Origin of the sequence: Chelatococcus albus, assembly GCF_030067675.1 — a bacterium.
Lineage (GTDB): Bacteria > Pseudomonadota > Alphaproteobacteria > Rhizobiales > Beijerinckiaceae > Chelatococcus_A > Chelatococcus_A albus.
The window spans coordinates 118,420-144,005 of record NZ_JASJEV010000003.1; the positions used below are offsets into that span (position 1 = coordinate 118,420).

The window sequence follows — 25,586 nt, forward strand, 5'->3', positions numbered from 1 at the left end:
ACAATCCCGGCCATGTCCGAACCTGCTGTCGCCGATCCGCGAGCCTTCGAGGCGCTGCTCGATTTCTATGTCGAGGCCGGCGTCGATCTGGCCCTCGACGAGAGCCCGCACGACCGTTTCGCCGAGAGCGCGGCACTCGCGGCCTCCCGGCGGGAAGCCGCCGTTCAGGCGCGGGAGGCGGGCGAGGCGCCAGGGCCCGCGGACGCGCGCCAGACCCTGCCGGCGCCGGCCCGTCCGGCCTTTGCAGCCGCCGGCAATTCCGCCGACGAGGCCGCACTTGCCGCGCGCGCCCGCGCCCGCGAGGCCAAGACCCTCGACGAGCTGAAGGAAGCGCTTGCCGCATTCGAAGGCTGCGCCCTGAAGACGACAGCGAAGAACCTTGTCTTTGCCGATGGCAACCCCGAGGCGCGCCTCATGTTCGTCGGCGAAGCGCCGGGGCGGGAGGAGGATCTGCAGGGCCTGCCCTTCGTGGGGCGTTCCGGCCAGTTGCTCGATCGCATGCTCGCCGCCATCGGCCTGGACCGCAGCGCCGTCTACATCGCCAACATCGTCCCCTGGCGGCCGCCGGGCAACCGCACGCCGACCCCGCAGGAGGCGGCCGTATGCCGCCCCTTCATCGAACGGCAGATCGAGCTCTGCGACCCCGATGTCCTGGTCTGCCTCGGCGGCCCCTCGGCCCAGGCGCTGCTCGGCGTCAGGGACGGCATCCTGAAGGCCCGCGGCAAGTGGCTCACCTATGAGACCGGTCGCCGCACGATCCGCGCCATCGCGACGCTCCACCCGGCCTACCTGTTGCGCCAGCCGCTGCAGAAGCGCCTCGCTTGGCGCGATTTCCGCGCCATCAGGCGGGCCTTGAACGAGACCCCGCCGTCGGCCTGACCAATCTGTCGCGCGGCGACACGCCGCCATGCCCGTCGTGGGAAGACCCGTTAGAGCTCTCCGACTATAGTATCGAGGTAGGGGCGACAGACGGGACCGCGGGTCCCAAGGAGGCTGGCATGGCGCTCGATGCAGCGTTCTTGGCGCGGACCCAATTCGCGTTCACCGTCACCTTCCACATCATCTTCCCGGCATTCACCATCGGCCTCTCGGCCTTCATCGCCACACTCCTCGGGCGCGCCCTGTGGACGGGCGACGAGCGCTACCGCACACTCGCCCGTTTCTGGACGAAGATCTTCGCTGTGTCCTTCGCCATGGGCGTCGTGTCCGGCATCGTCCTGTCCTACCAGTTCGGCACCAACTGGAGCCGCTACTCGGTCGTCGTCGGCAACACGGTCGGCCCGCTCATCGGCTACGAGGTGCTCACCGCCTTCTTCCTCGAGGCGACCTTCCTCGGCGTCCTGCTCTTCGGCTGGAACCGCGTGCCCCCGGGGCTGCATTTCCTCTCTGCGGTCATGGTGGCGGTCGGCACGGCGGTCTCGGCCTTCTGGATCCTCTCCGCCAACAGCTGGATGCAGTATCCGACCGGCCACGAGATCCGTGACGGCATTGCCTATCCGGCGGACTGGATCGCCATCATCTTCAGCCCGACCTTTCCCTTCCGCCTCGCCCACATGGTCGTCGCCGCCTATCTCACGACGGCGATCGTCGTGCTCGCGGTCGGGGCGCGCTACCTGCTTGCCGGCCGCTTCGAGGAACACGGCCGCACCATGGTGAAGATGGGGCTCGGGCTCGCCCTCGTGCTGGCGCCCCTGCAGCTCCTCATCGGCGATCTGCACGGCCTCAACACGGCGAAGTACCAGCCGGCCAAGCTCGCGGCCATGGAGGGCCACTGGCCGGCGGGCGAGGTGGCGCCCTTGGTGCTCTTCGGCTGGCCGAACGAGAGGACCGAGACGAACGACTACGAACTCGCCATTCCGCGGCTCGGAAGCTTCATCATCACGCACGACTGGAACGGCATCTATCCCGGGCTCAAGGCCTTCCCGCCGGAAGAGCGGCCGCCGGTTGCCCCCGTGTTCTTCGCCTTCCGCATCATGGTGGGCATCGGCTTCGCGCTCATCGCGCTCGCCCTCGTCGGCAGCATCCTGTGGTGGCGCGGCACACTTGCCGCCAGCCGCCCCTATCTCAGGGTCGCGGCCTTGTGCTGGCCGCTCGGCTTCGTCGCGCTCATCTCGGGCTGGTTCGTGACCGAGATCGGCCGCCAGCCCTGGCTTGCGACCGGCATCCTGCGCACGGCGGAGGCGCGCTCGCCGGTGGCGGCCGGGACGGTGGCGACGAGCCTCGTCCTCTTCATCCTCGTCTACGGCGTCGTGTTCACCATGGGCATCCGCTACATCAACAAGCTCATCCGCAAGGGTCCGGCGCCGATCGCGACGGCGGAAGCCGAGGGCGTCGCCAACCGCCCGCTGTCGGCGGCTGGCGAGGCGGTGCGCGGCGCCCTGCAGCCCGGCGAATGAGGGAGCGACGGTCATGGAATCATATCTGCCTGTCATGTGGGCGGTGCTGATCGCCGCCGCCGTCGGCCTCTACGTCCTGCTCGACGGCTTCGACCTTGGCATCGGCATCCTCTTCCCGACCACCAGGGACGAGAGCGAGCGCGACCAGATGATGAACACGGTTGCCCCCTTCTGGGACGGCAACGAGACATGGCTCGTCCTCGGTGGCGGCGGCCTGTGGGTCGCCTTCCCGCAAGCCTACGCAGTCATCATGCCGGCGCTCTACCTGCCGGTGATCGTCATGCTGCTCGCGCTCATCTTCCGGGGCGTGTCGTTCGAGTTCCGCTGGGTGGCCAAGCCGAACCACCGCATGTGGGACATCGCCTTCGCCGGCGGCTCGATCGTGGCCGCCTTCGCGCAGGGCGTCATCCTGGGCGGGCTCCTGCAGGGCATCCGGGTGGAGAACGGCGCCTTCGCCGGCGGCTCGTTCGACTGGCTCGCACCCTTTCCGCTGCTGTGCGGCGTGGGGGTCGTGGCGGGCTACGGCCTTCTCGGCGCCACCTGGCTCGTGATGAAGACCGAGGGGCCGGTGGCGGAGCACGCCCGCAGCCTCGCCAAACCCTTCATGATTGCAGTCGCCCTGTGCGCGGCCGCCGTAAGCCTGTGGACGCCGCTTTCCTTCGAGCGCATCGCCGCCCGCTGGTTCACGACGCCCAACATCTACTATCTCTGGCTGCTGCCGGCCGCCACCGCGCTCATCGGCCTCCGCGTCTGGCGCGGCATCGGGCGAGGTGCGCACTACCTGCCCTTCTTCGGCACGATCGGCATCTTCGCCCTCTGCTACGCGGGCCTGGCCATCTCCAACTTCCCCTATCTCGTGCCGCCCACGCTCACGATCTGGGACACGGCGGCGGTGCCCGCCTCGCAGATCTTCACGCTCTTCGGCACGCTGTTCATGCTGCCGGTCATCCTCGTCTACACGGTATTCGTGTACTGGACGTTCCGCGGCAAGCTGAGAGAGGGCGAAGGCTACCACTGAGGTCCCACGCCACCCGGCCGGCCGGCAGCGTGCGGCAGGCGTCGCCCCCTCCGGTGCCGGGTAGCGGGCGCGATGCTATAGTCCGGGCCGACACGGGGATGCCGAGGACGATCGATGCGCTGGGACGACTTCCGCCGTTCGGACAATGTCGAGGACCGGCGGGGCGACGGCCCGGGTGGCGGCTTCGGCATTCCAATGGGCGGCCGCGGCGGGCTCGGCCTCGGAACGATCGTCGTTCTCGGTCTCCTCGGCTGGGCACTCGGGATCGATCCACGCATCCTCATCGGCGGCGCCGAGATGCTCTCGGGCGGCGGCCAGCAGACGCAGCAGATGCCGCAGCGCCCGGGCCGCGCCGGCGCGCCGCAGGACCAGATGGGCCAGTTCGCGGCCGCCATCCTCGGCAATACGGAAGATGTGTGGAAGGTGGTGCTGCCGCAGCAGCTGCGCATCGCCTACGCGCCGCCGCGCATGGTGCTCTTCTCGGGCGCGACCCGCTCGGGCTGCGGCGCGGCGCAGGCGGCCATGGGGCCCTTCTATTGTCCGCGCGACCAGGCAGTCTACATCGACCTCACCTTCTTCCAGGAGATGCAGCGCCGCTTCCGCGCCGGCGGCGATTTCGCCTATGCCTACGTCATCGCGCATGAGGTGGGCCACCACGTGGAGAACGTGATCGGCATCCTGCCCAGGGTGCAGCAGGCGCAGCGCCAGGCCTCGCAGGTGGGAGCGAACCAGCTCTCCGTCCGCGTCGAGCTGATGGCCGACTGTCTCGCCGGCGTCTGGGCCAATCACAGCAACGAGCGCTGGAAGTCGCTCGAGCCCGGCGACGTCGAGGAGGCTATGAATGCGGCGAGTGCCATCGGCGACGATCGCCTGCAGAAGCAGGCACAGGGCTACGCCATACCCGACACCTTCACGCACGGCTCCTCGGAGCAGCGCGTGCGCTGGTTCATGACAGGGCTCAAGAGCGGGCGGGTGCAGTCCTGCGACACGCTCGGCGGCGGCGGCCGCATCTAGGCCTGCTCTCCCTGGACCGGAGCGGCGACCGCTCCACATCCTCCGGCAGACCGGACGTCGCCGGTCTCGCCTTCAACGACGACGAGAAGCACTGATGTCACGCATCGACGAGACGCGTTCCTTCATCCCCCTCTCCATCGCCGTCCTGACCGTGTCGGACACGCGCAGCCTCGCCAACGACAGATCCGGCGACACGCTGGTCGAGCGGCTGACCGGCGCCGGCCACAAGCTCGCCGACCGTGCCCTTGTGCCCGACGACGTCGAAGCGATCCGCTCGCAGGTGCGGACGTGGATCGCCGATCCCGCCGTCGACGTGATCATCACCACGGGTGGCACGGGCTTCACCGGCCGCGACGTCACGCCCGAGGCGCTGGCCCCCCTGTTCGAGAAGAGGATGGACGGGTTCTCCGCGATCTTTCACCAGATTTCCTTCGCAAAGATCGGTTCCTCCACCATCCAGTCGCGCGCCACGGCGGGCGTCGCGGGGGCGACCTATATCTTCGCGCTGCCCGGCTCACCCGGCGCCTGCCGCGACGCCTGGGACGGCATCCTTGCCGCCCAGCTCGACTATCGCCACCGCCCCTGCAACTTCGTCGAGATCATGCCGCGCCTCGACGAGCATCTGAAGCGCGGCAAGGCCCGCGCCTGAGCTCGCCGGAGGCCGGTCGTCAGCCCTGGGGGGCAATCCGGCGAATGCGGGTGGCGAGCCGCTCGACACGGACTCCCGCTGCCCCGCCGCGCAGAGCCGCCTTGGGGCACAGCATCCCGGCGCGTGGGCGCAGGCGGTCGCGCCGCAATCCGGCGGCGAGGCGCGCGAGCCATCCCTCCCCCTCGCAGGCGAAGACGGCAGCCTGCGGCAAGCGTGCAGCCGATGGTCCCGCCCTCAGGAGAAAGCGCTCCGCCTCCGCCACCCAGGCAGCATCGGGTATGTCGCCGCTCCTCAGCAGGAACAGCCACGGCCCCTTGACGGCCTCGCCGCCCAGCCGCCAGGGATCCGCGCCCGCGACACAGGCGGCGTAGGAGGTACCGGCCGCCTCCGACACCTGTCGCACCTCCTGGCCGTGAGAGCAGTCGACGACGACCGCGTCGCGCAGCACCCCTTCCGCCACGGCCGGCACCAGCGCCGCGAGCGTCGCGCCGAGCGCTTCGATGTCGTCGTCCGCAAGAACCACTGCCGAGATCATGCCGCGACACTAGATCGGGACGCGGCAGAACGGAAACCGCCTGCCCAGCCCCCTCCCCGGACTGCTCAGCGCGTGGTCGACCTTGCATGTTCCTGTTTTGTTCTTATCATGGAGGCGACTCGCATTCCCGACCATGGAGATGGCCGCCATGGCCACCAAGCTCGCTCTTCGTCCCTCCGCCCAGCCCTCCGGCGCAAGGGCACGCCGCGAGCCGGCAGCGGCCCCGCGTGTCGCTCCAGAGGATCCGCTCGCCTTCGTCGGGCACCAGATCGATCCCGAGCGTCGGCGCGGACGCGGCGCGGTCTCAAACCCCGCGCCGCGTTACGAGCCGACGCGGCGCGAGGCCGAGGACGACGGCTGGGGCAGCCTGGAAGAGGAGCCCCCCTTCAAGACCGAGGTGACGATCGAGAAGCCGCGCACCGTCATCACCCGCAACGATTCGCCCGACATTTCCTTCGATCGCTCGCTCAATCCCTATCGGGGCTGCGAGCACGGCTGCGTCTATTGCTTCGCCCGGCCGACGCACGCCTACATGGGGCTTTCGCCCGGGCTCGACTTCGAATCGAAGCTCTTCGCCAAACCCGACGCTGCAGCACTGCTGGAGAAGGAACTGAGCGCCCCCGGCTACGTGCCGCGCACGCTCGCCATCGGCACCAACACGGACCCCTACCAGCCCATCGAGCGCAAGTTCCGCATCATGCGCGGCGTCCTCGAGGTGCTGGCGCGCTTCGATCACCCGGTCGGCATCGTGACGAAGTCGGCCCTCGTGGAACGCGACATCGACATTCTGGCGCCGATGGCGGCCAAGGGCCTCGCCAAGGTGGCGATCTCGGTCACCACCCTCGATGCCAAGCTCGCCCGCACCATGGAGCCGCGCGCCGCCACGCCGGCAAAGCGGCTCCAGACGATCCGCGCCCTCGCCGGGGCTGGGATCCCCGTGACGGTGCTCGTCGCTCCGATCATTCCTGCCATCAACGACGCGGAGATCGAGGAGATCCTGGCGGCGACCCACGCCGCCGGCGCGCGCGAGGCCGGATACGTCCTCCTGCGCCTGCCCCTCGAGGTGCGTGACCTCGTGCGCGACTGGCTCGTGACCCACTATCCCGACAAGGTGCGTCACGTGCTGTCCCTCGTGCGCTCGACACGCGGCGGCAAGGACTATGATTCGAGCTGGGGCCAGCGCATGGTGGGCTCCGGCCCCTACGCCTGGATGATCGGTCGGCGCTTCGAGATGGCGGCCGAACGCATCGGCTTCGACAAGAAGCGCACGCGCCTGCGCACCGACCTCTTCAGGAGGCCGACGCGCCCGGGCGAGCAGTTGAGCCTCTTCTGACCTGATTCCGCGAGCCGCGAAGGAACAAGAGCGATGGATCTTCACCCAGAACACCGCAACGGTCCCCTGCCCGAGACGGGCACCGGGAGCTTCCTTGCATCGTTCCGGGCGCCCCCGCCGGGCACCGGCGCTCAAGTCCAGGGAGACTGAACATGAGCGCTCCATCGCTTCCGTCGCGCGTCAACCTCGTCACGCTCGGCGTCGCCGACGTCGCGGCGAGCACGGCCTTCTACGAAAGCCTCGGCTGGCGCCGCTCCAAGACGGCGGGCAACGACACGATCTCCTTCTTCGCACTCGGCAATCTGGTACTCGCCATCTTCGGGCGCCGGAGTCTGGCGGAGGACGCGCAGGTGACGGACACGCCGCCCGGCTTCGGCGGTTTCACGCTCGCGATCAACATGGCGAGCGAGGCCGAGGTGGATGCCGCCCTCGCCGCGGCCGTGGCCGCCGGGGCGAAACTCCTGAAGCCCGGGCAAAGGGTCTTCTGGGGCGGATATTCCGGCTATTTCGCCGATCCGGACGGGCATCCCTGGGAGGTCGCCTTCAATCCGTTCTGGCCGCTCGACGCGAACGGCCTCGTCGTGCTGCCCCAGTGAGGGCTTGAGCCGCGGCGCGATCGGGTGAGGATCGGCAGCATGACGCGCCGATCCAAGCCCGATTCGCTCCTGCCCGACCTGTCGTGCGGCCCGACCTTCGTGCGCGAGGAGCATATGCGCCGGCGCGGCGTTTGGCCGGTCGCCGGTGTCGACGAGGTCGGCCGCGGTCCGCTCGCGGGGCCAGTCGTGGTTGCGGCCGTCGTCCTCGACCCGGGGCGCATCCCCGAGGGGCTCGCCGATTCGAAGAAGCTTGATGCCCGCCGCCGCGAGGAGCTCTACGAGGAGATCCTGGCGAGCGCCGAGGTCGGCCTCGCCTGCGTGCCGGCGCGGGACATCGACGCGACCGACATCCGCAGGGCGACGCTCGCCGCCATGACCCGCGCGCTCGAAGCCCTGCCCGCCCGGCCGGCGCACGCGCTTGTCGACGGGCGCGACCGCCCCCGGGCGCCTTGCCCGGTGGAAGCCGTGATCAAGGGCGACGCCACCGTCTCGTCGATCGCTGCTGCCGCGATCATCGCCAAGGTGACGCGCGACCGCATGATGGCGCGGTTGTGCAGCCACTACCCGGTCTACGGCTTTTCGCGGCACGCCGGTTACGGCACCGCCGCCCATCTCGCAGCGATCCGCGAGCACGGTCCCTCGCCCTTCCACCGCATGAGCTTCGCCCCGCTGAAGAACGGCGTGGGACCGTCCGAGTAGAGCCGGCTGCACCGGGCCGCCCGATCCGCGTCAGGCGGGCCGCTGCCCCGGCGGGCCTAAGCAATCGCGGCCGCATCGTCATTCCTGCGAGTGGTCGTGAGGACCTCGGTGCCGTGCAGGGGCCGGCGCGGGCAGAGCCCGCGCAGCATTTTACCGATCATTGACTGAATCGATTGCGCGCCGTCGCGGGTTGCCAGCCGCAACGACCGGGCAAAAATTGCAGCCCCAAAACGAGACGCGTATCGTTAAGCACGTTCAACCTCGTCTTTACCCCGTTTCAGCATGATCCGGAGCATCAGTTGCGTAACCGGTGTGGCGCCAATGGGTACTCCGCGTACCGATGTCGCCGGCACTGCTCCCCGGATCAAGGTAGCGCGTACCGGGGCGGTCGTGCCGGCGGCTCGGATGGGGCTTGTCCCCCTCGATCAGATTCTCGTCGGCGACTGCATCGCGGCGCTGGAGCGCCTGCCGGCCGAAAGCGTCGACCTCGTCTTCGCCGACCCGCCCTATAATCTCCAGCTCGAGGGCGCGCTGACGCGGCCCGACAACAGCCTCGTCGACGCCGTCGACGACGACTGGGACAAGTTCGCGAGCTTCGCCGACTACGATGCCTTCACCCGCGCCTGGCTCAAGGCCTGCCGGCGGGTCATGAAGAAGAACGCGACGCTCTTCGTCATCGGCTCCTATCACAACATCTTCCGCGTCGGCACGGCGCTGCAGGACCTCCAATACTGGATCCTGAACGACATCGTCTGGCGCAAGGCCAACCCGATGCCGAACTTCCGCGGCCGGCGCTTCACCAACGCGCACGAGACGCTGATCTGGGCGGCGCGCGGCGCGGATGCCAAGGGCTACACCTTCCACTACGAAGCGCTGAAGGCCGGCAATGACGACCTGCAGATGCGCTCCGACTGGTTCATCCCCCTGTGCACCGGGGAGGAGCGCCTGAAGGACGGTGCCGGGCAGAAGCTGCATCCGACGCAGAAGCCGGAGGCGCTCGTCGCTCGTGTCCTGCTCGCTGCGTCGAACCCGGGCGATATCGTGCTCGATCCCTTCTTCGGCACGGGCACGACCGGGGCGGTCGCCAAGAAGCTTGGCCGCCATTTCATTGGCGTGGAACGCGATCCTGTCTATGCCGCCGCGGCCGAACGGCGCATCGCCGCAGTCGAGCAGCTGGATGCCCGCGCCTTTGCGGCTGCTCCCTCCAAGCGCAGCGAACCGCGCGTGCCCTTCCTCGCCCTCGTCGAGGCGGGTCTCGTCAAGGCGGGAGAGACGGTGACCGACGAGAAGCGCCGCTTCAAGGCGACCGTGCGCGCCGATGGCACGCTGCTCGTGCCGCCGGCCGTCGGCTCGATCCACAAGATGGGAGCGCTCGTGCAGGGTTTCCCCTCCTGCAACGGCTGGACCTTCTGGCACGTGGAGCGCGCCGGCCGGCTCGTGCCCCTCGACGACCTGCGCGGCGAGATCCGCGCTGCCCTGGCAGAGGCCGCCTGAGCCGGCCGCGTCCGATAAGCCTGGCGCAAGGCCGCCCCCGTTCAAGAAACCGCGCAGACGCGCTTCTCGCGCTTGCGCGGCCCCCGCGCGGCCACAAATATCAAGAACATGGCAGGATGGATGTTGCCCCCGTGCCGAGAGGCGGGGGGCGCGCGCCCGTCCGACGGCGAGTAAGAGCGGAAGCGCTGCCATGCACCGGGGGCTGCCGACAGAGCTCTTTCCAGCTCGCACCTTTCTCGATGATGACTGCGGACCTCGTCGGTCGACCGCGGCATGGATCGACCGCAGGGCTTTTCTCGCGCTCACCGCCCTCACGCCCCTCATTGCCGGCCCCGCGCTTGCGGCACCTGCGCGGCGCCAGGCCCCGCTGGCCGAGCCCCTCGAAACGGAAGCCCCGACGCTTGAAGCCCTGCTGGACGCGGAAGGGCGCATTCCCGTCGACGACGTCGTCATCCCGCCCGCCTTTCGCCGACAGGTCGTGGCCTACGACGGGTCGGAGGAGCCCGGCACAGTGGTCGTGCGCACGCGGCACCGCTTCCTCTATCTGGTCATGGAGAACGGCGAGGCCTTGCGCTACGGCTGCGGCATCGGCAGGCAGGGGTTCTCCTGGTCCGGCCGCGCGAACGTCGGCGCCAAGCAGATCTGGCCGGACTGGTATCCACCGCAGGAGATGCGTGACCGCCAGCCCGAACTGCCCGAATTCATGCCCGGCGGGCCGGACAATCCGCTCGGCGCTCGCGCACTCTATCTCTACAAGAACAATCGCGACACCCTCTATCGCATCCACGGAACGCGCGAGGCGCGCTCCATCGGCCGCGCTGTCTCTTCCGGCTGCGTGCGCCTCATGAACGACGACATCATCGACCTCTACGACCGCGTGCCCCTCGGCACGCCCGTCGTCGTCACCTAACCACATCTGCGGAGACACCCGTTGCCCATGCTCCGGCCGACATCGGTCAGGACGCAGCAGACAAGGCGTGCGTGACGACCTTTCGCATGACGTTGGGCAGGGCTTCCCCGTCGAGTTCCGCCCGCCCCACCCAGCGCGCCCCGGCCGGCGCCCGTGTGTCGGCCGGGACCTTGGCCAGGAAGACGGTGAGTTCGAGGGGGAAATGCGTGAAGACATGGCGCACGCTGCCGGGCAGCCGCCGCCAGGACGCCGGGAGCGGGGCATCGGCCAGCCCACGGCGCGGGTCATAGTCGGGCGACCAGTCGCTACCCGGGACCTCCGCCATGCCGCCGAGCAGGCCCTTGCCCGGTCGCGTCCTCAGGAGCACCGCACCGTCCGTCCGCAGGGCGACGAAGGCCGCCCCGCGGCGCAACCGGCCTTCCGCCCTTGCCCGCTTGCGCGGATAGGTCTCGGCTTCGCCCGAGGCGCGCGCCCTGCAGGGGGATGACCACGGGCACAGCACACAGGCGGGCTTCCTCGGTGTGCAGACGGTGGCCCCGAGATCCATCATCGCCTGGGCGAAGTCGCCCGGGCGCTTGCGCGGCACGAGCGCCAGAGCGAGGGCTCGGATCGCGGGCTTTGCCTTGGGCAAGGCCTCCTCGACGGCATGGAGGCGGGAGATGACGCGCTCGACATTGCCATCGACGGCGACGGCCACCCGATCGAAGGCGATGGCGGCGACGGCCCCGGCCGTATAGGCGCCGATGCCGGGCAGCGACCTGAGGTCCGCCTCCTCCGCGGGGAACCGGCCGCCGAAGCGGGCGACGACGGCCTGGGCGCAGGCGTGCAGGTTGCGGGCGCGGGAGTAATAGCCGAGGCCCGCCCAGGCCTGCATCACCGCCTCCTGCGGCGCGGCGGCGAGGGCTTCCACGGTGGGGAAACGGGCGAGGAAACGCTCGTAGTAGGGCTTCACCGCCGCAACTGTCGTCTGCTGCAGCATGATCTCCGACAGCCACACGCGATATGGATCGGGCGTCTCGCCGGGGCGCGCCCGCCAGGGCAGGTCGCGGCGATGGCGGTCGTACCAGGCGAGCAGCGCCCGGGCATCGGGCACGACCGGGCCGGCCGAGGCACCGGGCTTGGACTGGACGGCGGTGGAGGCTACCATGGCGCAGATGTAGCGGGGTGCAGCCCCGGCGCAAAGATCATGAACAGCGACTGAAGCCGGTTCCATGGCCCAGAGACATCTCGCCGACCTCGTCGATGGCTGCATCGCGCCGGCCCTGCGGGCCCAGGGCTTCGCCGCGGCCGACGTCGTGCTCGCCTGGGCGGAGATCGTCGGCGATCGGCTGGCGCGCCACACCGAGCCCCTGCGCATAGACTGGCCGCGCCACGGCCGGCGGACCAGCCCCGACGAGCGACCGGAACCGGCGACCCTTGTGGTACGTGTGACGAGCGCCTTCGCGCTCGAACTGCAGCACCTCGCGCCCGTGATCATCGAACGCGTCAACGCCCATTTCGGCTGGCGCTGCATCGGCAGGCTCGCCCTGCGCCAGGGGCCGATCGAGCGGCGAGCGGCGCCGCAGGAGCCCCTTCGCAGCGTCGATGCCGCGACCGAAGCGCACATCCGCGATGCCGTGGCCGACATCGCCGAGCAGCCGCTGCGCGAGGCGCTGGAACGGCTCGGGCGTGCCGCCCTGGCGCGCTGATCCCGTCTTCGCCACACACAGGCGTGAGCGCCGCTCGTCTTGCCACATTCGGCCCGACACTTAAGTTGTGCGCACCATCCGGGACCGCCTCGGCGGTCGCCCCTTTACGGAGACACGAACCGATGACGACACGGCGTCGCGTGATCGAAACCATGGCGGCTGCCGCGTTCGCGGCGAGCATCGGGGCCGTTTCGGCGCCCTTCGCCCCGGCGCTGGCGCAGTCCGTCCCGCTAGCCGAGCTCGATGTGGCGGGCCCCCTCGGCGACGTGGCCCTGGGTGCCAAGGATGCCAAGGTCACAGTCATCGAATATGCCTCGATGACCTGCTCACACTGCGCCACCTTCCACGAAAAGACCTATCCGGCGCTCAAGTCGAAATATGTCGAGACCGGCAAGGTGCGCTTCATCCTGCGCGAGTTCCCGCTCGACCCGCTGGCCACCGCCGGCTTCATGCTGGCGCGCTGCGGCGGCAACGAGAAGTACTACCCCATCACGGACCTGCTCTTTCAGCAGCAACGCACCTGGGCCTTCTCGGACAAGCCCCTCGATGCCCTGTCCCAGCTCATGAAACAGGCTGGTTTCACACAGGAAAGTTTCGAGAGCTGCTTGAAGGACCAGAAAATCTATGACGCCGTTAATGCGGTGAAGAACCGGGCGGTGGAGAAGTTCGGCGTCAACTCCACTCCGACCTTCTTCATCAACGGCCAGATCCAGCGTGGGGCGCTCACTGTTGAGGAGCTCGACAAGATCCTCATGCCTCTCGTCGGCGGGTAAGAAGCCCTTGCCCGGCGCGCAACGGCGCGCGCCCGTCGGCCCGGCGTCGACACCGCGACCGCAGGGCCGGGAAGGGTGTCTCGTGCGCACGGTTTCCGCCTCCGAGGGAGCCGGCCCATGAAGCTGACGCGCCTGCGCATCATCGGCTTCAAGACCTTCGTCGAGCCGACCGAATTCCACATCGAGCCGGGGCTGACGGGCATCGTCGGCCCGAACGGTTGCGGCAAGTCGAACCTCGTCGAGGCCCTGCGCTGGGTCATGGGCGAGAGTTCCCACAAGTCCATGCGCGCCTCGGGGATGGACGACGTCATCTTCGGCGGTTCGACGAGCCGTCCGGCGCGCAATACGGCCGAGGTGATGCTCGTCGTCGACAACGGCGAGCGCACGGCGCCCGCCGCCTTCAACGATACCGACCACCTCGAGGTGTCGCGCAAGATCGAGCGCGAACACGGCTCGACCTACCGCGTCAACGGCCGCGAGGTGCGCGCCCGCGACGTCCAGCTCCTCTTCGCCGACGCCGCGACGGGCGCCCGCTCGCCCGCCCTCGTGCGCCAGGGCCAGATCGGCGAGATCATCGCCGCCAAGCCCCAGGCGCGCCGCCGCATCCTGGAGGACGCGGCCGGCATCGCCGGCCTGCACGCGCGCCGCCACGAGGCCGAACTGCGCCTGAAGGCGGCCGAGGACAATCTCCTGCGCCTCGTGGACGTGCTGCGCGAGATCGATGCCCAGATCGACGGGCTGAAGCGGCAGGGGCGGCAGGCCCAGCGCTATCGCAGCCTGTCCGCCGACATCCGCAAGCTCGAGGCGATGCTCCTGCTCATCGCCTTCCGCGACGCGCGTGCCCAGGAGGCCGCGGCCGAGCGCACGCTCGAGGCCGACCTGCGCACGGTCGCCGACAGGATGCAGGCACAGGCCGAGGCCGCGAGGCACCAGGCCCTCGCCGCCCATGCCATGCCGGCCCTGCGCGAGGCCGAAGCGGCGGCCGCCGCGGCCTTGCAGCGGTTGAACGCCGCCCGCGCCGAACTCGACGCCGAGGAGCGGCGCGCCAGGGAGCGGGCGGCGGAGCTGGCGAGCCGCAGCGTGGAGCTCGGCAAGGACATCGCCCGCGAGAAGGCCCTGTCGGCCGACGCTGCGGCGTCGATCGAACGCCTGATGGGCGAGGACACCGAGCTCGCCGCGGCAGCCGGGAGCGCGAGCGAGGCCGAGGACGACGCGCGCCGGAGGCTTGCCGCAGCCGAAGCCCGGCTCGCCGAAGCCGAAGGCGCGCTCTCCGCCGTTCAGGCCGAGGTCTCTGATCTCAACGCCCGCCGCGCCGCCCTGGAGCGCACGCTGCGCGAGGAGACGGAGCGGATGGCGCGTCTCGCTGCCGAACGCGGGCGCGTCGAGCGCGATCTCGCCGACCTTCTCGCCCGGACCGGCGATGACGAGGCCCTGGCCGCCCTGCGCGACGCCGCCACCGGCGCCGAAGCGTCCTATATGGCAGCAGAGCAACAGGCGGCCGCGGCGCGCCTCGCCGTCAACGCGGCGCGCGAGGAGGAGGCGCGCCTGCGCGGCCCCCTCGCCGACGCCGAGCGCATGGCGCAGGGCCTGGAAACGGAAGCACGCACCCTTGCCAAGCTCTTCGCGCCCGCCTCCGACCAGGCTTTTCCTCCCGTGGTCGACGCCCTGCGCGTCGCCAAGGGCTACGAGACGGCGCTCGGCGCGGCTTTGGGCGAGGACCTCGACGCCTCCACCGATCCCGATGCCCCTGCGCATTGGGCCGCGACCGGATCCCCGGCCGAGGATCCGCCGCTGCCCGGTGGAGCGAAGCCCCTGTCGGACCTGGTCAAGGCCCCGGCGGCGCTCGTCCGGCGGCTGAAACAGATCGGCGTCGTCGAGCGCGACGCGGCCCAGGCTTTGCGCGGAGCCCTGAAGCCGGGCCAGCGGCTCGTCTCGAAGGAGGGCGACCTGTGGCGTTGGGACGGGTTCTGCGCCGCGGCGGAGGCGCCCTCCGCCGCCGCCCGACGCCTCGCCGAGCGCAACCGCCTCGGAGACCTGGAGCGCGCCGCCGCCGAGGCGCGTCTCGCAGCCGAGGCACGCAAGGCTGACAGCGATGCGGCCCAGGCAAGGGTGCGTGCTGCCGCTGCCGACGATGCGGCTGCCATCGAGGCGGCGCGCGCCGCCCGCCGCGCGCTCGACGCCGCGCGTGAGCGCCTGAGCGCAGCGGAGCGGCGCGCCGCAGAGGCGGCGTCCAGCCGGTCGGCGCTGGGCGAAGCCCGCTCTCGCCTCGCCGCGAGCGAGGCCGAGGCGATGGGCAAGGCCGAGGATGCGCGCGCGGCGCTGGCGGCGCTCGCGCCGGCTCCCGATCTCGACGCCCGCCTCATGGGCGCCCGCGCGACAGCCGCCGAATGCCGAGCCGCCGCGGCGGAGGCACGCGGCGCGCTGGAGAGCCTTCGCCGCGAGGGGGATCTGCGGCTGAAGCGACGCGAATCGATCGCCGCGGAGGTGAAGGCCTGGAGGGAGCGGGCGACCCGCGCCGCCGCCGCCATCGGCGACCTTGAAGAGCGCCTGAGCGCGACGCGCGCGGAAGCACAGGCGCTTGCCGAGGCGCCCGACACCTTTCTCGCCCGGCGCCGTCATCTCCTCGGCGAGATCACGGCAGCCGAGGAAAGGCGCAAGGAGGCTGCCGACCGGCTGGCCGCGGGCGAAGTCGCACTCTCCGCCGCGGACCGCGCCGCGCGCGACGCGCTCGATGCGCTCGCTGCGGCACGCGAGGCGCGTGCCGGTGCCGAGGCGCGCCTCGAGGCAGCGAAGGCGAAGCTCACCGACATCGTCCGCGCCATCGCCGAGGGCCTCGACACCGATCCGCACGGCCTGCACGACAGGGCGGGTGTCGTCGTCGGCGCCGACCTGCCGCCGGTGGCGGACGTCGAGGCGCGTCTCGCACATCTGCGCAGCGAACGCGAACGCCTCGGGGCGGTGAACCTGCGTGCTGACACCGAGCTCGCCGAAGCCGAAGGCAAGCGCGAGAGCCTCGTCGGCGAGCGCGACGACCTTGTCGAGGCCATCCGCCGCCTCCGGCAGGCCATCGGCAACCTCAACCGCGAAGGGCGCGAGCGGCTGCTGGCTGCCTTCGACGTCGTCAACGGCCATTTCCAACGCCTCTTCACCACGCTCTTCGGCGGCGGCACCGCGGAACTGACGCTCGTCGACGCCGATGACCCGCTCGAGGCGGGCCTCGAGATCGTGGCGCGTCCCCCCGGCAAGAAGCCACAGGTGATGACGCTGCTCTCGGGCGGCGAGCAGGCGTTGACGGCCACCGCCCTCATCTTCGCCGTGTTCCTCACCAACCCCTCGCCGATCTGCGTGCTCGACGAAGTGGACGCGCCCCTCGATGACGCCAATGTCGAACGCTACTGCGACCTCCTGCACGAAATGGTGCGCCAGACGCAGACGCGCTTCGTCGTCATCACCCACAATCCGATCACCATGGCGCGCATGGATCGCCTCTTCGGCGTGACCATGGCCGAGCGCGGCGTGTCGCAGCTCGTCTCGGTCGATCTGGAAGCCGCCGAGCGAATCCGCGAAGCCGGCTGACGCGCCGGCGGCGCCCCGCGCTGTGGAGCGCATTGGCGCCCGAAACAGAATATACATATATTCCAAATACTTGATGAATTCCGGCCGATCCTTGACAGGGGTTGGGCGCATTAATATGGTGCGCCCGGCTTCAAGGCCGGGATTTCAAAGGCATTTCTCTTCCGCGAGGGGGTCGCCATGGCGCATCCGGACGAGCGGACCGAGAGATCGGACGAAAAGCCGGCCGAGCGGAGCCAAGCCGACCTGTCGGCGAGGTTGAAGCAGCTCGATGATCGACTGGACCGGGCGACCGGGAGCGGCCGATCGGATGACGCGGACAAGGCCTCGCACCCGATGTCCAACCAAGGCGCGCTCGGCCAGGCCTTCCGGCTGTCGGCCGAATTCGTGTCGGGCGTCATCGCCGGGGGAGCCCTCGGACTGATCGTCGACAAGGTGTTCGGCTCGGCGCCGTGGGGGCTGATCATCTGCCTCGTGCTCGGTTTCGGCGCGGGCTTGCTCAATCTGGCCAGGGCTTCGGGAGCATTCCCGGGACGGGGGCAGAAGGGCTGAGCGAGGCGGCAAACGACATTGGATGCCCCGCGGGTCGGCGAGCCTTCCGGGGCGTTGGGCGCAAGACGAGGCGAAGGTCCGCTATGGCGAACCCGATCGAGCAGTTCGAGATCAAGACCCTGGTGCCGCTCGGCAAGATTGGCGGCACCGAGATCGCCTTCACGAACTCGGCTCTCTTCATGGTCGGCGCCGTGGCGCTCATCACCATCGGCCTGACGGCCGCGACTGCCAGGCGTTCGCTAGTGCCCGGCCGCTTCCAGGCCGGTGCCGAGGTCCTCTACGAATTCGTCGCCAAGACGCTGCGGGAGGCCGCGGGTCACGATGCGATGCAGTTCTTCCCGCTCGTCTTCTCGCTCTTTACCTTCGTGCTCACGTGTAACCTGCTCGGCCTCGTGCCCGGCTTCTTCACGGTCACGAGCCACGTCATCGTCACGGCCTCTCTCGCCCTCCTCGTCATCGGTACGGTGATCGTTGCCGGCTTCGTGAAGCACGGCTTCCACTTCCTCGGCCTCTTCGTGCCGTCGGGCGTGCCGTTCTGGCTCCTGCCGTTCATGATCGTGATCGAGGTCGTCTCCTTCCTGTCGCGGCCGATCTCGCTGTCGCTGCGTCTCTTCGCCAACATGCTCGCCGGCCACATCGCGCTGAAGGTCTTCGCAGGCTTCATCGTGTCGCTCGGCGCGCTTGCCGCCTCCGGCGGCGTGACCGGCATCCTGGGCGTCGCCGGGGCCACCTTGCCGCTCGCCATGGCCGTCGGCCTGACGGCGCTCGAGTTCCTCGTGGCGGCTCTCCAGGCCTACGTCTTCACGATCCTGACCTGCATCTATCTGCACGACGCGCTGCACCCTGGACATTGATCGCCAGCACGTCGGTAGACTGAACCCGAGCCTAGACTATCCATCCCTCTAAGGAGACCTTCCATGGATCCCGTTGCTGCGAAGTACATCGGCGCCGGCCTCGCCTGCCTTGGCATGGGCCTTGCTGCCATGGGCGTCGGTAACATCTTCGGCAACTACCTCTCCGGCGCGCTGCGCAACCCGTCGGCGGCGGACGCCCAGTTCGGCCGCACCTTCATCGGCGCCGCGCTCGCGGAAGGTCTCGGCATCTTCTCGCTGGTCGTTGCGCTCGTCCTGCTCTTCGTCGCATAAGAAGCGGCCTTGGACAGCGGCCGGGCGGAACCTCGTTCGGTTCGGCCGCGCGTGACGGCGTGAAGGGCGCCGAAACGCCCTTCCAACAGAGAAACGAGCAATGGCCACACCAGTCACAGCCCAAGCCAATGTGCCGGGCATCGAGCACGAGGGCGCCAGCTTTCCGCCGTTCGACGTCAACACGTTCGGCTCTCAGCTTCTGTGGCTCGCCATCAGCTTTGGCGTCCTCTACCTGCTGATGGCGAAGGTGATCGTGCCCCGGCTGTCCGGCATCCTGGCGGATCGTCAGGCGCGCATCTCGGGCGACCTCGAGGCGGCCGCCAAGGCCAAGACCGACGCGGAAGCCGCCGGCGCGGCCTACGAGAAGGCACTGAGCGAGGCCAAGGCCCGGGCCCAGACGCTCGTTCACGAAACGCGCGACAGGGCCGCGGCCGAAGCGGCCCTCAAGCGTCAGGCGCTTGAGGCCGAGCTCGCCGAGAAGCTCGCGGCTGCAGAGGCGGTCATCGCCGAAGGCAAGGCCAAGGCGATGAGCAGCGTGCGTGGCATCGCCATCGAGGCGGCGACCGCAATCGTCGAGCGGCTGACCGGCGAGGCTCCTGCGGACGCGAAGGTTGCGGCCGCCGTCGATGCGGTTCGGCGCTGAGGAGAGTGTGATGCTGGCCAATACCACCTTCTGGGTCGCCGTCGCTCTCGTCATCTTCCTTTACTTCGTGTGGCGCGCCGGCGCGCACCACACCGTCGGCAAAGCGCTCGACAAGCGCGCGGCGCTGATCGAGAAGGAGCTGGCCGAAGCACGGCAGCTTCGCGCCGAGGCAGAGGCGCTTCGCAAGGAGTTCGAGGCCAAGCGCGCCGCCGCGGAGTCCGAGGCTGCCGCGATCGTCGCGAGCGCCAAGGAAGAGGCGGAGCGGATCGCCCAGGAGGCGCACGAGAAGATGCGTGACTTCATCACCCGCCGCACCGCGGCTGCCGAAGAACGCATCGCTCAGGCCGAGATCCAGGCCACCGCAGAGGTGCGGGCCGCCGCCGCGGAAGCCGCCGTGCGCGCCGCCGAGGCGGTCCTGCGCGAAAGCGTGCAGGGCAAGGCTGCAGAAAGTCTGCTGGCCAGGAGCCTCACCGAGGTGAAGGGCAAGCTTAATTGAGCCGACGCCCTTCTGCTTCAGCGAAACGGACAGGACGGCCGCCCTCGGGCGGCCGTTTTCATGTCAGGCGCACCGCTCGGCGACGGTCGCTCCTGCTGTCGCATATTGCCGGACCGGAGGAACGACGCCTCCTCGTCGGTTATAAGACCGCCGCCCCGGATACCGCTGGCGTCAGCGCGACAGCGACCGCGGCAGAGCCCCTTCGCATCAGTTGTCGCCGGAGCTCAGAATGCCTCTCATCATCTTCGACTGTGACGGGGTGCTCATCGACTCGGAGCCGCTCGCCTGCGCCGTGGACGCCGAGGTGCTAACCGCCCACGGCATCCCCATCACGCCGGCGGAGATCAATTCGAGGTTCGTGGGCAAGAGCTATCGCGACCAGATCCGGACCCTCGAGGCGGAGCACAGCGTCACCCTGCCGGCTGACATCGAGGCGCGCGTCTGGGCCGTGCTGGCCGAACGCTTCCGCGCCGAGCTCGCGCCCATCCCGGGCGTCGCCCAGGCGCTCGAAGCCCTGTCCCATCCGCGTTGCGTCGCTTCGTCCTCATCCCTTGCGCGCCTGGCCCTGACGCTGGAGGTCACGGGCCTCGCGCCGCATTTCGACGGGGCCGTGTTCGGCGCCGAGCAGGTCGAGCACGGCAAGCCGGCACCCGACCTCTTCCTCTTCGCCGCCCGGCGCATGGACCACGCACCGGGCGATTGCATCGTCGTCGAGGATTCGCCCTCGGGCGTCCGCACCGGCGTCGCGGCCGGCATGCCGGTCATCGGCTTCATCGGCAGGGGACACAGTACGCCCGGCCATGCCGAACGTCTCATGGCGGCTGGCGCCACGACCGTCATCCCGTCGATGTCGGCCTTGCCGGCCGCCATTGCCTTGCTGACGGCGGGAGGGCCGGCGAGCACCTGACGAGGTCGGGCGCGCATCCCCTCGGTCTGCGCAGGTTGGGGCTGCATCGGGCCCCTTCCCCGCCGACCGTCCCCTTCCCAGATATGGCGCCTGTCTCGTTGCGCCATCCGGAGAACAACGATGTCCCTCACCGATCTCCATCCGTCCCGCCGTGCCTTCGTCGGCGGCGGCGCCGCGGCCGTTCTTGCGCCGAGCCTTGGCATCGCGCCGCTGCCTGTCCATGCGGCTGCGCCCCTCCAGGGCACCCAGGTCGCCGCCTGGTACCGCTTCAGGATCGGCGAGTTCGAGGCCACCGTCGTCTCGGACGGGCCGCTGCCGCTCGGCGACCCGAGCACCTACTTCCTCGGCAGTTCCAAGGACGACCTCGCGAGGCTCCTCACCGACAACTTCCTGCCCGGGAGCCTGACCATCGAGCAGAACGCGCTGGTGCTCAACACGGGCCGCCAGCTCATCCTCTTCGACACCGGCACGGGGTTGGGATCGGCCTTCGGCCCGAACACCGGCCGGCTCCTCGCCAATCTCATGGCGGCCGGCATCGACCCTGCCCAGATCGACGCGATCATTCTCACCCACGCCCATCCCGACCACTGCTGGGCAATCATGGGAGAGGTCGGCAAGCCGAATTTCCCCAATGCGCAGGTCCATCTGTCCAAGGCCGATTTCGATTTCTGGACCGACGAGGGCAAGCTTTCGGCCGGCGGCCCGATCAAGGACTTCGTCGCCGGCACCCGCAAGCACCTCCTGCCCGTGCGCGATCGCCTGGCCTTTGTCGCGGACGGCAGGGAGGTGGTGCCCGGCGTGGTTGCCTTGTCCGCCCCCGGCCATACGGTCGGCCACACGACCTATGTGATCACGTCGGACGACCGGTCCCTGCTCGTCACCGGCGACGTGGCGCATCACCCGGTTCTTCTGTTGCAGAAGCCGCAGCTGCAGTTCGCCTTCGATACCGATCCGAAACAAGCCGTGGAGACCCGTCTGCGGATCCTCGACATGGCGGCGAAGGACCGCCTCCCCGTCCTGTCCTATCATTTCCCCTTCCCGGGCCTGGGCCACGTCGCCAAGGCCGGGGAGGGCTATGTCTTCCATCCGGCTCCCCTGCAGATGGTCCTCTGACAGGCCGAAGCGCGGGGAGAACGCCAGCCCACCGCCCCATCAGTTCTCCCGACGGCCCGGCCCCGTCGGGATCTCCGATGTGGCATCACAAGGCGGTGGGTGCCTTGCTCCCGCCGCAGTCCGCGGCCCTCATGCCGTCCAGCGGTCGGCGCCCGGCAGGGCCTGACCGGCCGGCAGAAGGGGCGGAAATGATCGGCGTGCGGGTGCTCTGGCTCGTGGGCACGGCCCTCCTCATCGGCGTTGCGCCCGTCCCCGCCTCGCCGGGCGATGCCCGCCCTCGACCTGGGGCGGTACAGCCCTGCGCCGACTATGGCCAGGGTTTCGTCTTCGTACCGAGCACCGGCACCTGCGTACGCCTGGGCGGGCGCCTGCGTGCCGATACCGTGGCGCGCGGCAAGGCGGGCCGCAGCGATGCCACGGCGCTCGGCGCCGAGGGCCGCCTCGATCTCGATGCCCGGACGCCGACCGAATATGGCCCCCTGCGCGCCGTCGTCAGCGTGCGCGGCAGGCAGGGCGGGCGCTGAGCCGTCCGGCCGGCACGCCCGCCGTCGCGAACTGTCCGTCGATGCAGGGGAGAAGCGCCCCGCAACGGGGCGCTTCCACGAGCAACGCTATTCCGCGGCCTCGGCCGGCGCTTCGGGAGGCGGCGGCGTCCAGCGCAGTACCGGCTGGCGCGCGGCGCGCGTCTCGTCGAGGCGCCGGCGCGGGGCATGATAGGGCGCGCCGGTGAAGCGGGCCGTATCGCCGCGCTTGGCCGCCATGGCGAGATCACGCATGGCAGCAATGAAGAGGTCGAGCGAGGCCTTCGACTCCGACTCGGTCGGCTCGATGAGCATGGCCCCGTGCACGACGAGCGGGAAATACATGGTCATGGGGTGGTAGCCCTCGTCGATCATGGCCTTCGCCACGTCGAGCGTGGTCACACCCGTGCCCTTCAGCCAGCCATCGTCGAACAGCACCTCGTGCATGCAGGGGCGATTGCCCGAGGGTTGCGACAGCAGGTCGGCGAGGCCGGCGCGGACGTAGTTGGCGTTCAGCACCGCGTCCTCCGACGCCTGGCGCAGCCCGTCGGTGCCGTGCGACAGCATGTAGGACAAGGCGCGCACGAACATGCCCATCTGGCCGTGGAAGGCGGTGACGCGACCGAAGGGCGTCACCTCCGTCCGGTTCCCGTTCTCGACAAGCTCGAGCACGGTGCCGGCCTTGCGCACGAAGGGCAGCGGCGCGAAGGCCGCCAGCCGGTCCGACAGCACCACCGGCCCGGCCCCCGGTCCGCCGCCGCCGTGCGGCGTCGAGAAGGTCTTGTGCAGGTTGATGTGCATGGCGTCGACGCCGAGGTCCCCCGGCCGGGCCTTGCCGACGATGGCGTTGAAATTGGCCCCGTCGCAATAGAAATAGGCGCCGGCCTCATGGATCAGGCGGGCGATCTCCACCACGTCACGCTCGAAGAGCCCGCAGGTGTTCGGGTTCGTCAGCATGATGGCGGCGACGTCGGTGCCGACGAGCCTGGCGACCTCGGCCGGATCGACCGTGCCGTCCTCGCGCGCCGGCACCGCCTTCACCTCGAAGCCGAGAAGGGCAGCGGTCGCAGGATTCGTGCCGTGCGCCGAATCGGGCACGAGCACGACCCTGCGCGTCGCCCCCTCGCCCTTGGCGGCGATCGCCGCCTTGATCGCCGCCATGCCGGCGAGCTCGCCATGCGCACCCGCCTTGGGCGACAAGGTGACGGCCGACATGCCGGTGAGCTCGATCAACCAGTGGGCAAGCTCGTCCATGAGCTCGAGCGCCCCCTGCACCGTCGAGACCGGTTGCAGCGGGTGCACGTCGGCGAAGCCCGGCAGACGCGCCATGCGCTCGTTGAGGCGCGGATTGTGCTTCATGGTGCACGAGCCGAGCGGGAAGAGGCCGGTGTCGATGCCGTAGTTCTTCTGGCTGAGGCGCACGAAGTGGCGCATGGTCTCGGGCTCGGAGAGCCCGGGCAGTCCGATGTCGCCCTTGCGCTCGAGCCCGCCGAGCCGCGGCATGAAGGCCTCGGGCTCGTCGAAGTCGACGCCCGTGACGTCGAGGCGGCCGATCTCGAAGATCAGCGCCTCCTCCTGCTGAAGGGCGCGATTGCCGGTGAAGGTCTCGTGCGCCTCGGCGCCGGCTGCGCCGGGCTGGGTGGGGCGGCCCTGGCGGTTCAGCATCACAGCACCTCCTTCAGCGCCTCAATGAAGGCAGCGCGATCCTCGTCGGTGTTCACTTCGGTCGAGGCGACGACGAGGAGGTCATCGAGCCCCGCTCCGGGCAGGAGACGCGAGACGGGCACGCCGCCGAGCACGCCCTTCCCCGCCAGTGCCTCCACGACATCGGCGGCCGGCTTCGGCAGCTTCATCGTGAACTCGTTGAAGAAAGTCCCGTTCAGAACCGTCACGCCGGGCACGGCGGCGAGCCTGTCGGCGAGTTTCACGGCGTTGGCGTGGTTGATCCGCGCAAGGCGCGCAAGCCCCGTTTGGCCGAGCAACGTCATGTGGATGGTGAAGGCGAGGCAGCACAGCCCCGAATTCGTGCAGATGTTCGAGGTCGCCTTGTCGCGGCGGATGTGCTGCTCGCGCGTGGAGAGCGTCAGCACGAAGCCGCGGCGGCCCTCGGCGTCCACCGTCTCGCCGCACAGGCGGCCGGGCATCTGGCGCACGTATTTCTGCCGCGTGGCGAAGAGGCCGACGTAGGGCCCGCCGAAGGAGAGCGCATTGCCGATGGACTGGCCTTCGCCCACGACGATGTCCGCACCCATCTCCCCCGGGGGTGTGACGAGGCCAAGGGAGACGACCTCGGTGAAGACGGCGATCAGCAGCGCCCCATGGGCGTGCGCCTTCTCGGCCACCGCCCGGAGGTCGCGCAGATTGCCGAAGAAGTCCGGCGTCTGCACGACGATGCAGGATACCGTGTCATCGATCGCGGCGAGGAGATCCTCACCCGCCGAGACGTCGGGTGCAAGCGTCACGACCTCGTCGCCGGCAAGCCTGGAGAGCGTGCGCACCACCTCGGCATAGTGCGGATGCAGGCCCCCGGAGAGCACGGCCTTGCGCCGGCGCGTGACGCGGTGGGCCATCAGCACGGCCTCGGCCGTGCCGGTGGAGCCGTCGTACATGGAGGCATTCGCCACGTCCATGCCGGTGAGCTGCGCCACCTGGGTCTGGAACTCGAAGAGATACTGCAGCGTGCCCTGCGCGATCTCAGGCTGGTAGGGCGTGTAGCTCGTGAGAAATTCCGAGCGCTGGATGAGATGGTCCACGGTCGCCGGCACATGGTGCTTGTAGGCGCCGGCGCCGACGAAGAAGGGCACGGAGGAGGCGGCGATGTTGCGCGCCGCCATGCGGCCGAGGATGCGCTCGACCTCGAGCTCGCCCTGGGCGCGCGGCAGATCGGCGGGCGCCTCCATGCGCATCTTCGCCGGGATGTCGGCGAAGAGCTCGTCGATGGAGGAGACGCCGATGCGGGCGAGCATCTCACCCCGGTCCGCATCGGAGAGTGGCAGGTAACGCATGGGTGTGCGAAGCTCCGTGGGCGTTCAGGCAGCCTAGGACGCGAAGATCGGCGGGATTTCGGCGATCACCACCTCGGTCGTCACCGAATTGGCGATGAAACAAGCCTCGTGCGCCTCGTGGTGCAAATGGGCGATGTCGGACGGGCTCGGCCGCCTGTCGCCGGAAAAGACGATGGACGGGCTGAGGGTGACGCGGGTGACGACGACCTTGCCGGCGCCGTTCTTGCCCATCACGCCGATGGCGGCGTCCTCGTAGCGGTCCACCACGAAGCCCCGCTTGGCCGCGAAGGAGAGGAAGAAGAGCATGTGGCAGCTCGACAGCGCCGCCACGAAGGCTTCCTCCGGATCGACCGCATCGGCGCGCGACAGCGGCAGGGGAACCACGGAGGGCGAGGAGGAGGCCGGCACCTCGACGCCGCCGTCGAAGAGCCACGCATGTCCGCGGCTGTAACGGTTGTCCGTGAAGGGCGCGCCGCTCTCCCGCATCCAGCGGACGGTCGCCTTGTATTCGTGTGCCATCGGTCCC

Annotated in this window: 26 protein-coding genes; 21 read left to right on the forward strand and 5 right to left on the reverse strand. The window is 69.7% G+C overall.

Translation table 11 applies throughout. The features are described from left to right. The first annotated feature begins 12 nt into the window (after positions 1-12). From QNA08_RS06195 to moaB, 5 genes are all read left to right on the forward strand, one after another. Positions 13-879, forward strand: coding sequence for a uracil-DNA glycosylase (locus QNA08_RS06195; protein WP_283739816.1), 867 nt, complete (start codon positions 13-15; stop codon positions 877-879). Positions 880-998: 119 nt separating this feature from the next. Next, positions 999-2,396, forward strand: a complete 1,398-nt coding sequence (locus QNA08_RS06200; RefSeq protein ID WP_283739817.1) for a cytochrome ubiquinol oxidase subunit I — start codon at positions 999-1,001, stop codon at positions 2,394-2,396. Between the two features lie 13 nt (positions 2,397-2,409). Further along, positions 2,410-3,414 carry a cytochrome d ubiquinol oxidase subunit II gene (gene cydB, locus QNA08_RS06205; RefSeq protein WP_283739818.1) on the forward strand — a complete coding sequence of 335 codons (1,005 nt, stop codon included), beginning with the start codon at positions 2,410-2,412 and terminating at the stop codon, positions 3,412-3,414. 114 nt (positions 3,415-3,528) lie between these two features. Beyond that, complete coding sequence (gene ypfJ / locus QNA08_RS06210) at positions 3,529-4,428, forward strand: KPN_02809 family neutral zinc metallopeptidase (RefSeq protein ID WP_283739819.1); 900 nt, start codon at positions 3,529-3,531, stop codon at positions 4,426-4,428. Positions 4,429-4,522: 94 nt separating this feature from the next. Then, positions 4,523-5,077 carry a molybdenum cofactor biosynthesis protein B gene (moaB, locus tag QNA08_RS06215; protein WP_283739820.1) on the forward strand — a complete coding sequence of 185 codons (555 nt, stop codon included), beginning with the start codon at positions 4,523-4,525 and terminating at the stop codon, positions 5,075-5,077. A 19-nt stretch (positions 5,078-5,096) separates the two neighbouring features. On the opposite strand, the gene QNA08_RS06220 is transcribed toward moaB, so the two are convergent. After that, on the reverse strand, positions 5,097-5,600 hold the full coding sequence (locus tag QNA08_RS06220; protein ID WP_283739821.1) for a hypothetical protein: 504 nt from the start codon (positions 5,598-5,600) through the stop codon (positions 5,097-5,099). Between the two features lie 151 nt (positions 5,601-5,751). Between QNA08_RS06220 and QNA08_RS06225 the strand changes: the two genes are divergently transcribed. The 5 genes from QNA08_RS06225 to QNA08_RS06245 all read left to right on the forward strand — a co-directional run bounded on the left by QNA08_RS06225 (position 5,752) and on the right by QNA08_RS06245 (position 10,644). Beyond that, on the forward strand, positions 5,752-6,945 hold the full coding sequence (locus tag QNA08_RS06225; protein ID WP_422679874.1) for a PA0069 family radical SAM protein: 1,194 nt from the start codon (positions 5,752-5,754) through the stop codon (positions 6,943-6,945). Between the two features lie 152 nt (positions 6,946-7,097). Beyond that, positions 7,098-7,541 carry a VOC family protein gene (locus QNA08_RS06230; RefSeq protein WP_283739823.1) on the forward strand — a complete coding sequence of 148 codons (444 nt, stop codon included), beginning with the start codon at positions 7,098-7,100 and terminating at the stop codon, positions 7,539-7,541. Between the two features lie 39 nt (positions 7,542-7,580). Next, positions 7,581-8,240, forward strand: coding sequence for a ribonuclease HII (locus QNA08_RS06235; protein WP_283739824.1), 660 nt, complete (start codon positions 7,581-7,583; stop codon positions 8,238-8,240). Between the two features lie 321 nt (positions 8,241-8,561). Continuing rightward, entirely contained in the window at positions 8,562-9,734 is a 1,173-nt protein-coding gene (locus QNA08_RS06240; RefSeq protein ID WP_283739825.1) for a site-specific DNA-methyltransferase, read from the forward strand. Positions 9,735-9,924: 190 nt separating this feature from the next. Continuing rightward, the gene (locus tag QNA08_RS06245; protein WP_283739826.1) at positions 9,925-10,644 is read left to right on the forward strand and encodes a L,D-transpeptidase; all 720 of its coding nucleotides are present in this window, start codon (positions 9,925-9,927) and stop codon (positions 10,642-10,644) included. A gap of 46 nt (positions 10,645-10,690) precedes the next feature. On the opposite strand, the gene mutY is transcribed toward QNA08_RS06245, so the two are convergent. Further along, positions 10,691-11,791: an A/G-specific adenine glycosylase gene (mutY, locus tag QNA08_RS06250; protein WP_283739827.1), complete on the reverse strand. Its 1,101-nt coding sequence runs from the start codon at positions 11,789-11,791 to the stop codon at positions 10,691-10,693. A gap of 64 nt (positions 11,792-11,855) precedes the next feature. Between mutY and QNA08_RS06255 the strand changes: the two genes are divergently transcribed. From QNA08_RS06255 to QNA08_RS06305, 11 genes are all read left to right on the forward strand, one after another. Then, positions 11,856-12,332, forward strand: coding sequence for a DUF721 domain-containing protein (locus tag QNA08_RS06255; RefSeq protein ID WP_283739828.1), 477 nt, complete (start codon positions 11,856-11,858; stop codon positions 12,330-12,332). 122 nt (positions 12,333-12,454) lie between these two features. Then, positions 12,455-13,105, forward strand: coding sequence for a DsbA family protein (locus QNA08_RS06260; protein WP_283739829.1), 651 nt, complete (start codon positions 12,455-12,457; stop codon positions 13,103-13,105). Between the two features lie 117 nt (positions 13,106-13,222). Further along, on the forward strand, positions 13,223-16,681 hold the full coding sequence (gene smc, locus QNA08_RS06265) for a chromosome segregation protein SMC (RefSeq protein WP_283739830.1): 3,459 nt from the start codon (positions 13,223-13,225) through the stop codon (positions 16,679-16,681). Positions 16,682-16,858: 177 nt separating this feature from the next. Beyond that, positions 16,859-17,230 carry an AtpZ/AtpI family protein gene (locus QNA08_RS06270; RefSeq protein WP_283739831.1) on the forward strand — a complete coding sequence of 124 codons (372 nt, stop codon included), beginning with the start codon at positions 16,859-16,861 and terminating at the stop codon, positions 17,228-17,230. Between the two features lie 83 nt (positions 17,231-17,313). Then, positions 17,314-18,084, forward strand: coding sequence for a F0F1 ATP synthase subunit A (locus QNA08_RS06275; RefSeq protein WP_283739832.1), 771 nt, complete (start codon positions 17,314-17,316; stop codon positions 18,082-18,084). A 63-nt stretch (positions 18,085-18,147) separates the two neighbouring features. After that, entirely contained in the window at positions 18,148-18,375 is a 228-nt protein-coding gene (locus QNA08_RS06280; protein WP_283739833.1) for a F0F1 ATP synthase subunit C, read from the forward strand. Positions 18,376-18,475: 100 nt separating this feature from the next. After that, positions 18,476-19,018, forward strand: a complete 543-nt coding sequence (locus QNA08_RS06285; protein WP_283739834.1) for a F0F1 ATP synthase subunit B — start codon at positions 18,476-18,478, stop codon at positions 19,016-19,018. Positions 19,019-19,028: 10 nt separating this feature from the next. After that, the gene (locus tag QNA08_RS06290; RefSeq protein ID WP_283739835.1) at positions 19,029-19,514 is read left to right on the forward strand and encodes a F0F1 ATP synthase subunit B family protein; all 486 of its coding nucleotides are present in this window, start codon (positions 19,029-19,031) and stop codon (positions 19,512-19,514) included. Between the two features lie 229 nt (positions 19,515-19,743). Next, entirely contained in the window at positions 19,744-20,421 is a 678-nt protein-coding gene (locus QNA08_RS06295; RefSeq protein ID WP_283739836.1) for an HAD family hydrolase, read from the forward strand. Between the two features lie 120 nt (positions 20,422-20,541). Then, a complete protein-coding gene (locus QNA08_RS06300) occupies positions 20,542-21,534 on the forward strand; it encodes an MBL fold metallo-hydrolase (protein ID WP_283739837.1) in 993 nt (330 codons plus the stop codon). Between the two features lie 188 nt (positions 21,535-21,722). Further along, a complete protein-coding gene (locus QNA08_RS06305) occupies positions 21,723-22,058 on the forward strand; it encodes a porin (RefSeq protein ID WP_283739838.1) in 336 nt (111 codons plus the stop codon). Between the two features lie 87 nt (positions 22,059-22,145). Here the strand turns inward: QNA08_RS06305 and gcvPB are convergent, their stop codons facing one another. The 3 genes from gcvPB to QNA08_RS06320 are packed head-to-tail and all read right to left on the reverse strand — an operon-like array spanning position 22,146 to position 25,579. Further along, positions 22,146-23,720, reverse strand: coding sequence for an aminomethyl-transferring glycine dehydrogenase subunit GcvPB (gene gcvPB, locus QNA08_RS06310; protein ID WP_283739839.1), 1,575 nt, complete (start codon positions 23,718-23,720; stop codon positions 22,146-22,148). Further along, positions 23,720-25,060 (reverse strand): aminomethyl-transferring glycine dehydrogenase subunit GcvPA, encoded by a 1,341-nt coding sequence (gene gcvPA / locus QNA08_RS06315; RefSeq protein WP_283739840.1) that lies wholly within the window; start codon positions 25,058-25,060, stop codon positions 23,720-23,722. The genes gcvPB and gcvPA overlap by 1 nt, the downstream gene beginning before the upstream one ends. A 33-nt stretch (positions 25,061-25,093) precedes the next feature. Continuing rightward, a complete protein-coding gene (locus QNA08_RS06320; protein WP_283739841.1) occupies positions 25,094-25,579 on the reverse strand; it encodes an OsmC family protein in 486 nt (161 codons plus the stop codon). Between the last annotated feature and the right edge of the window lie 7 nt (positions 25,580-25,586).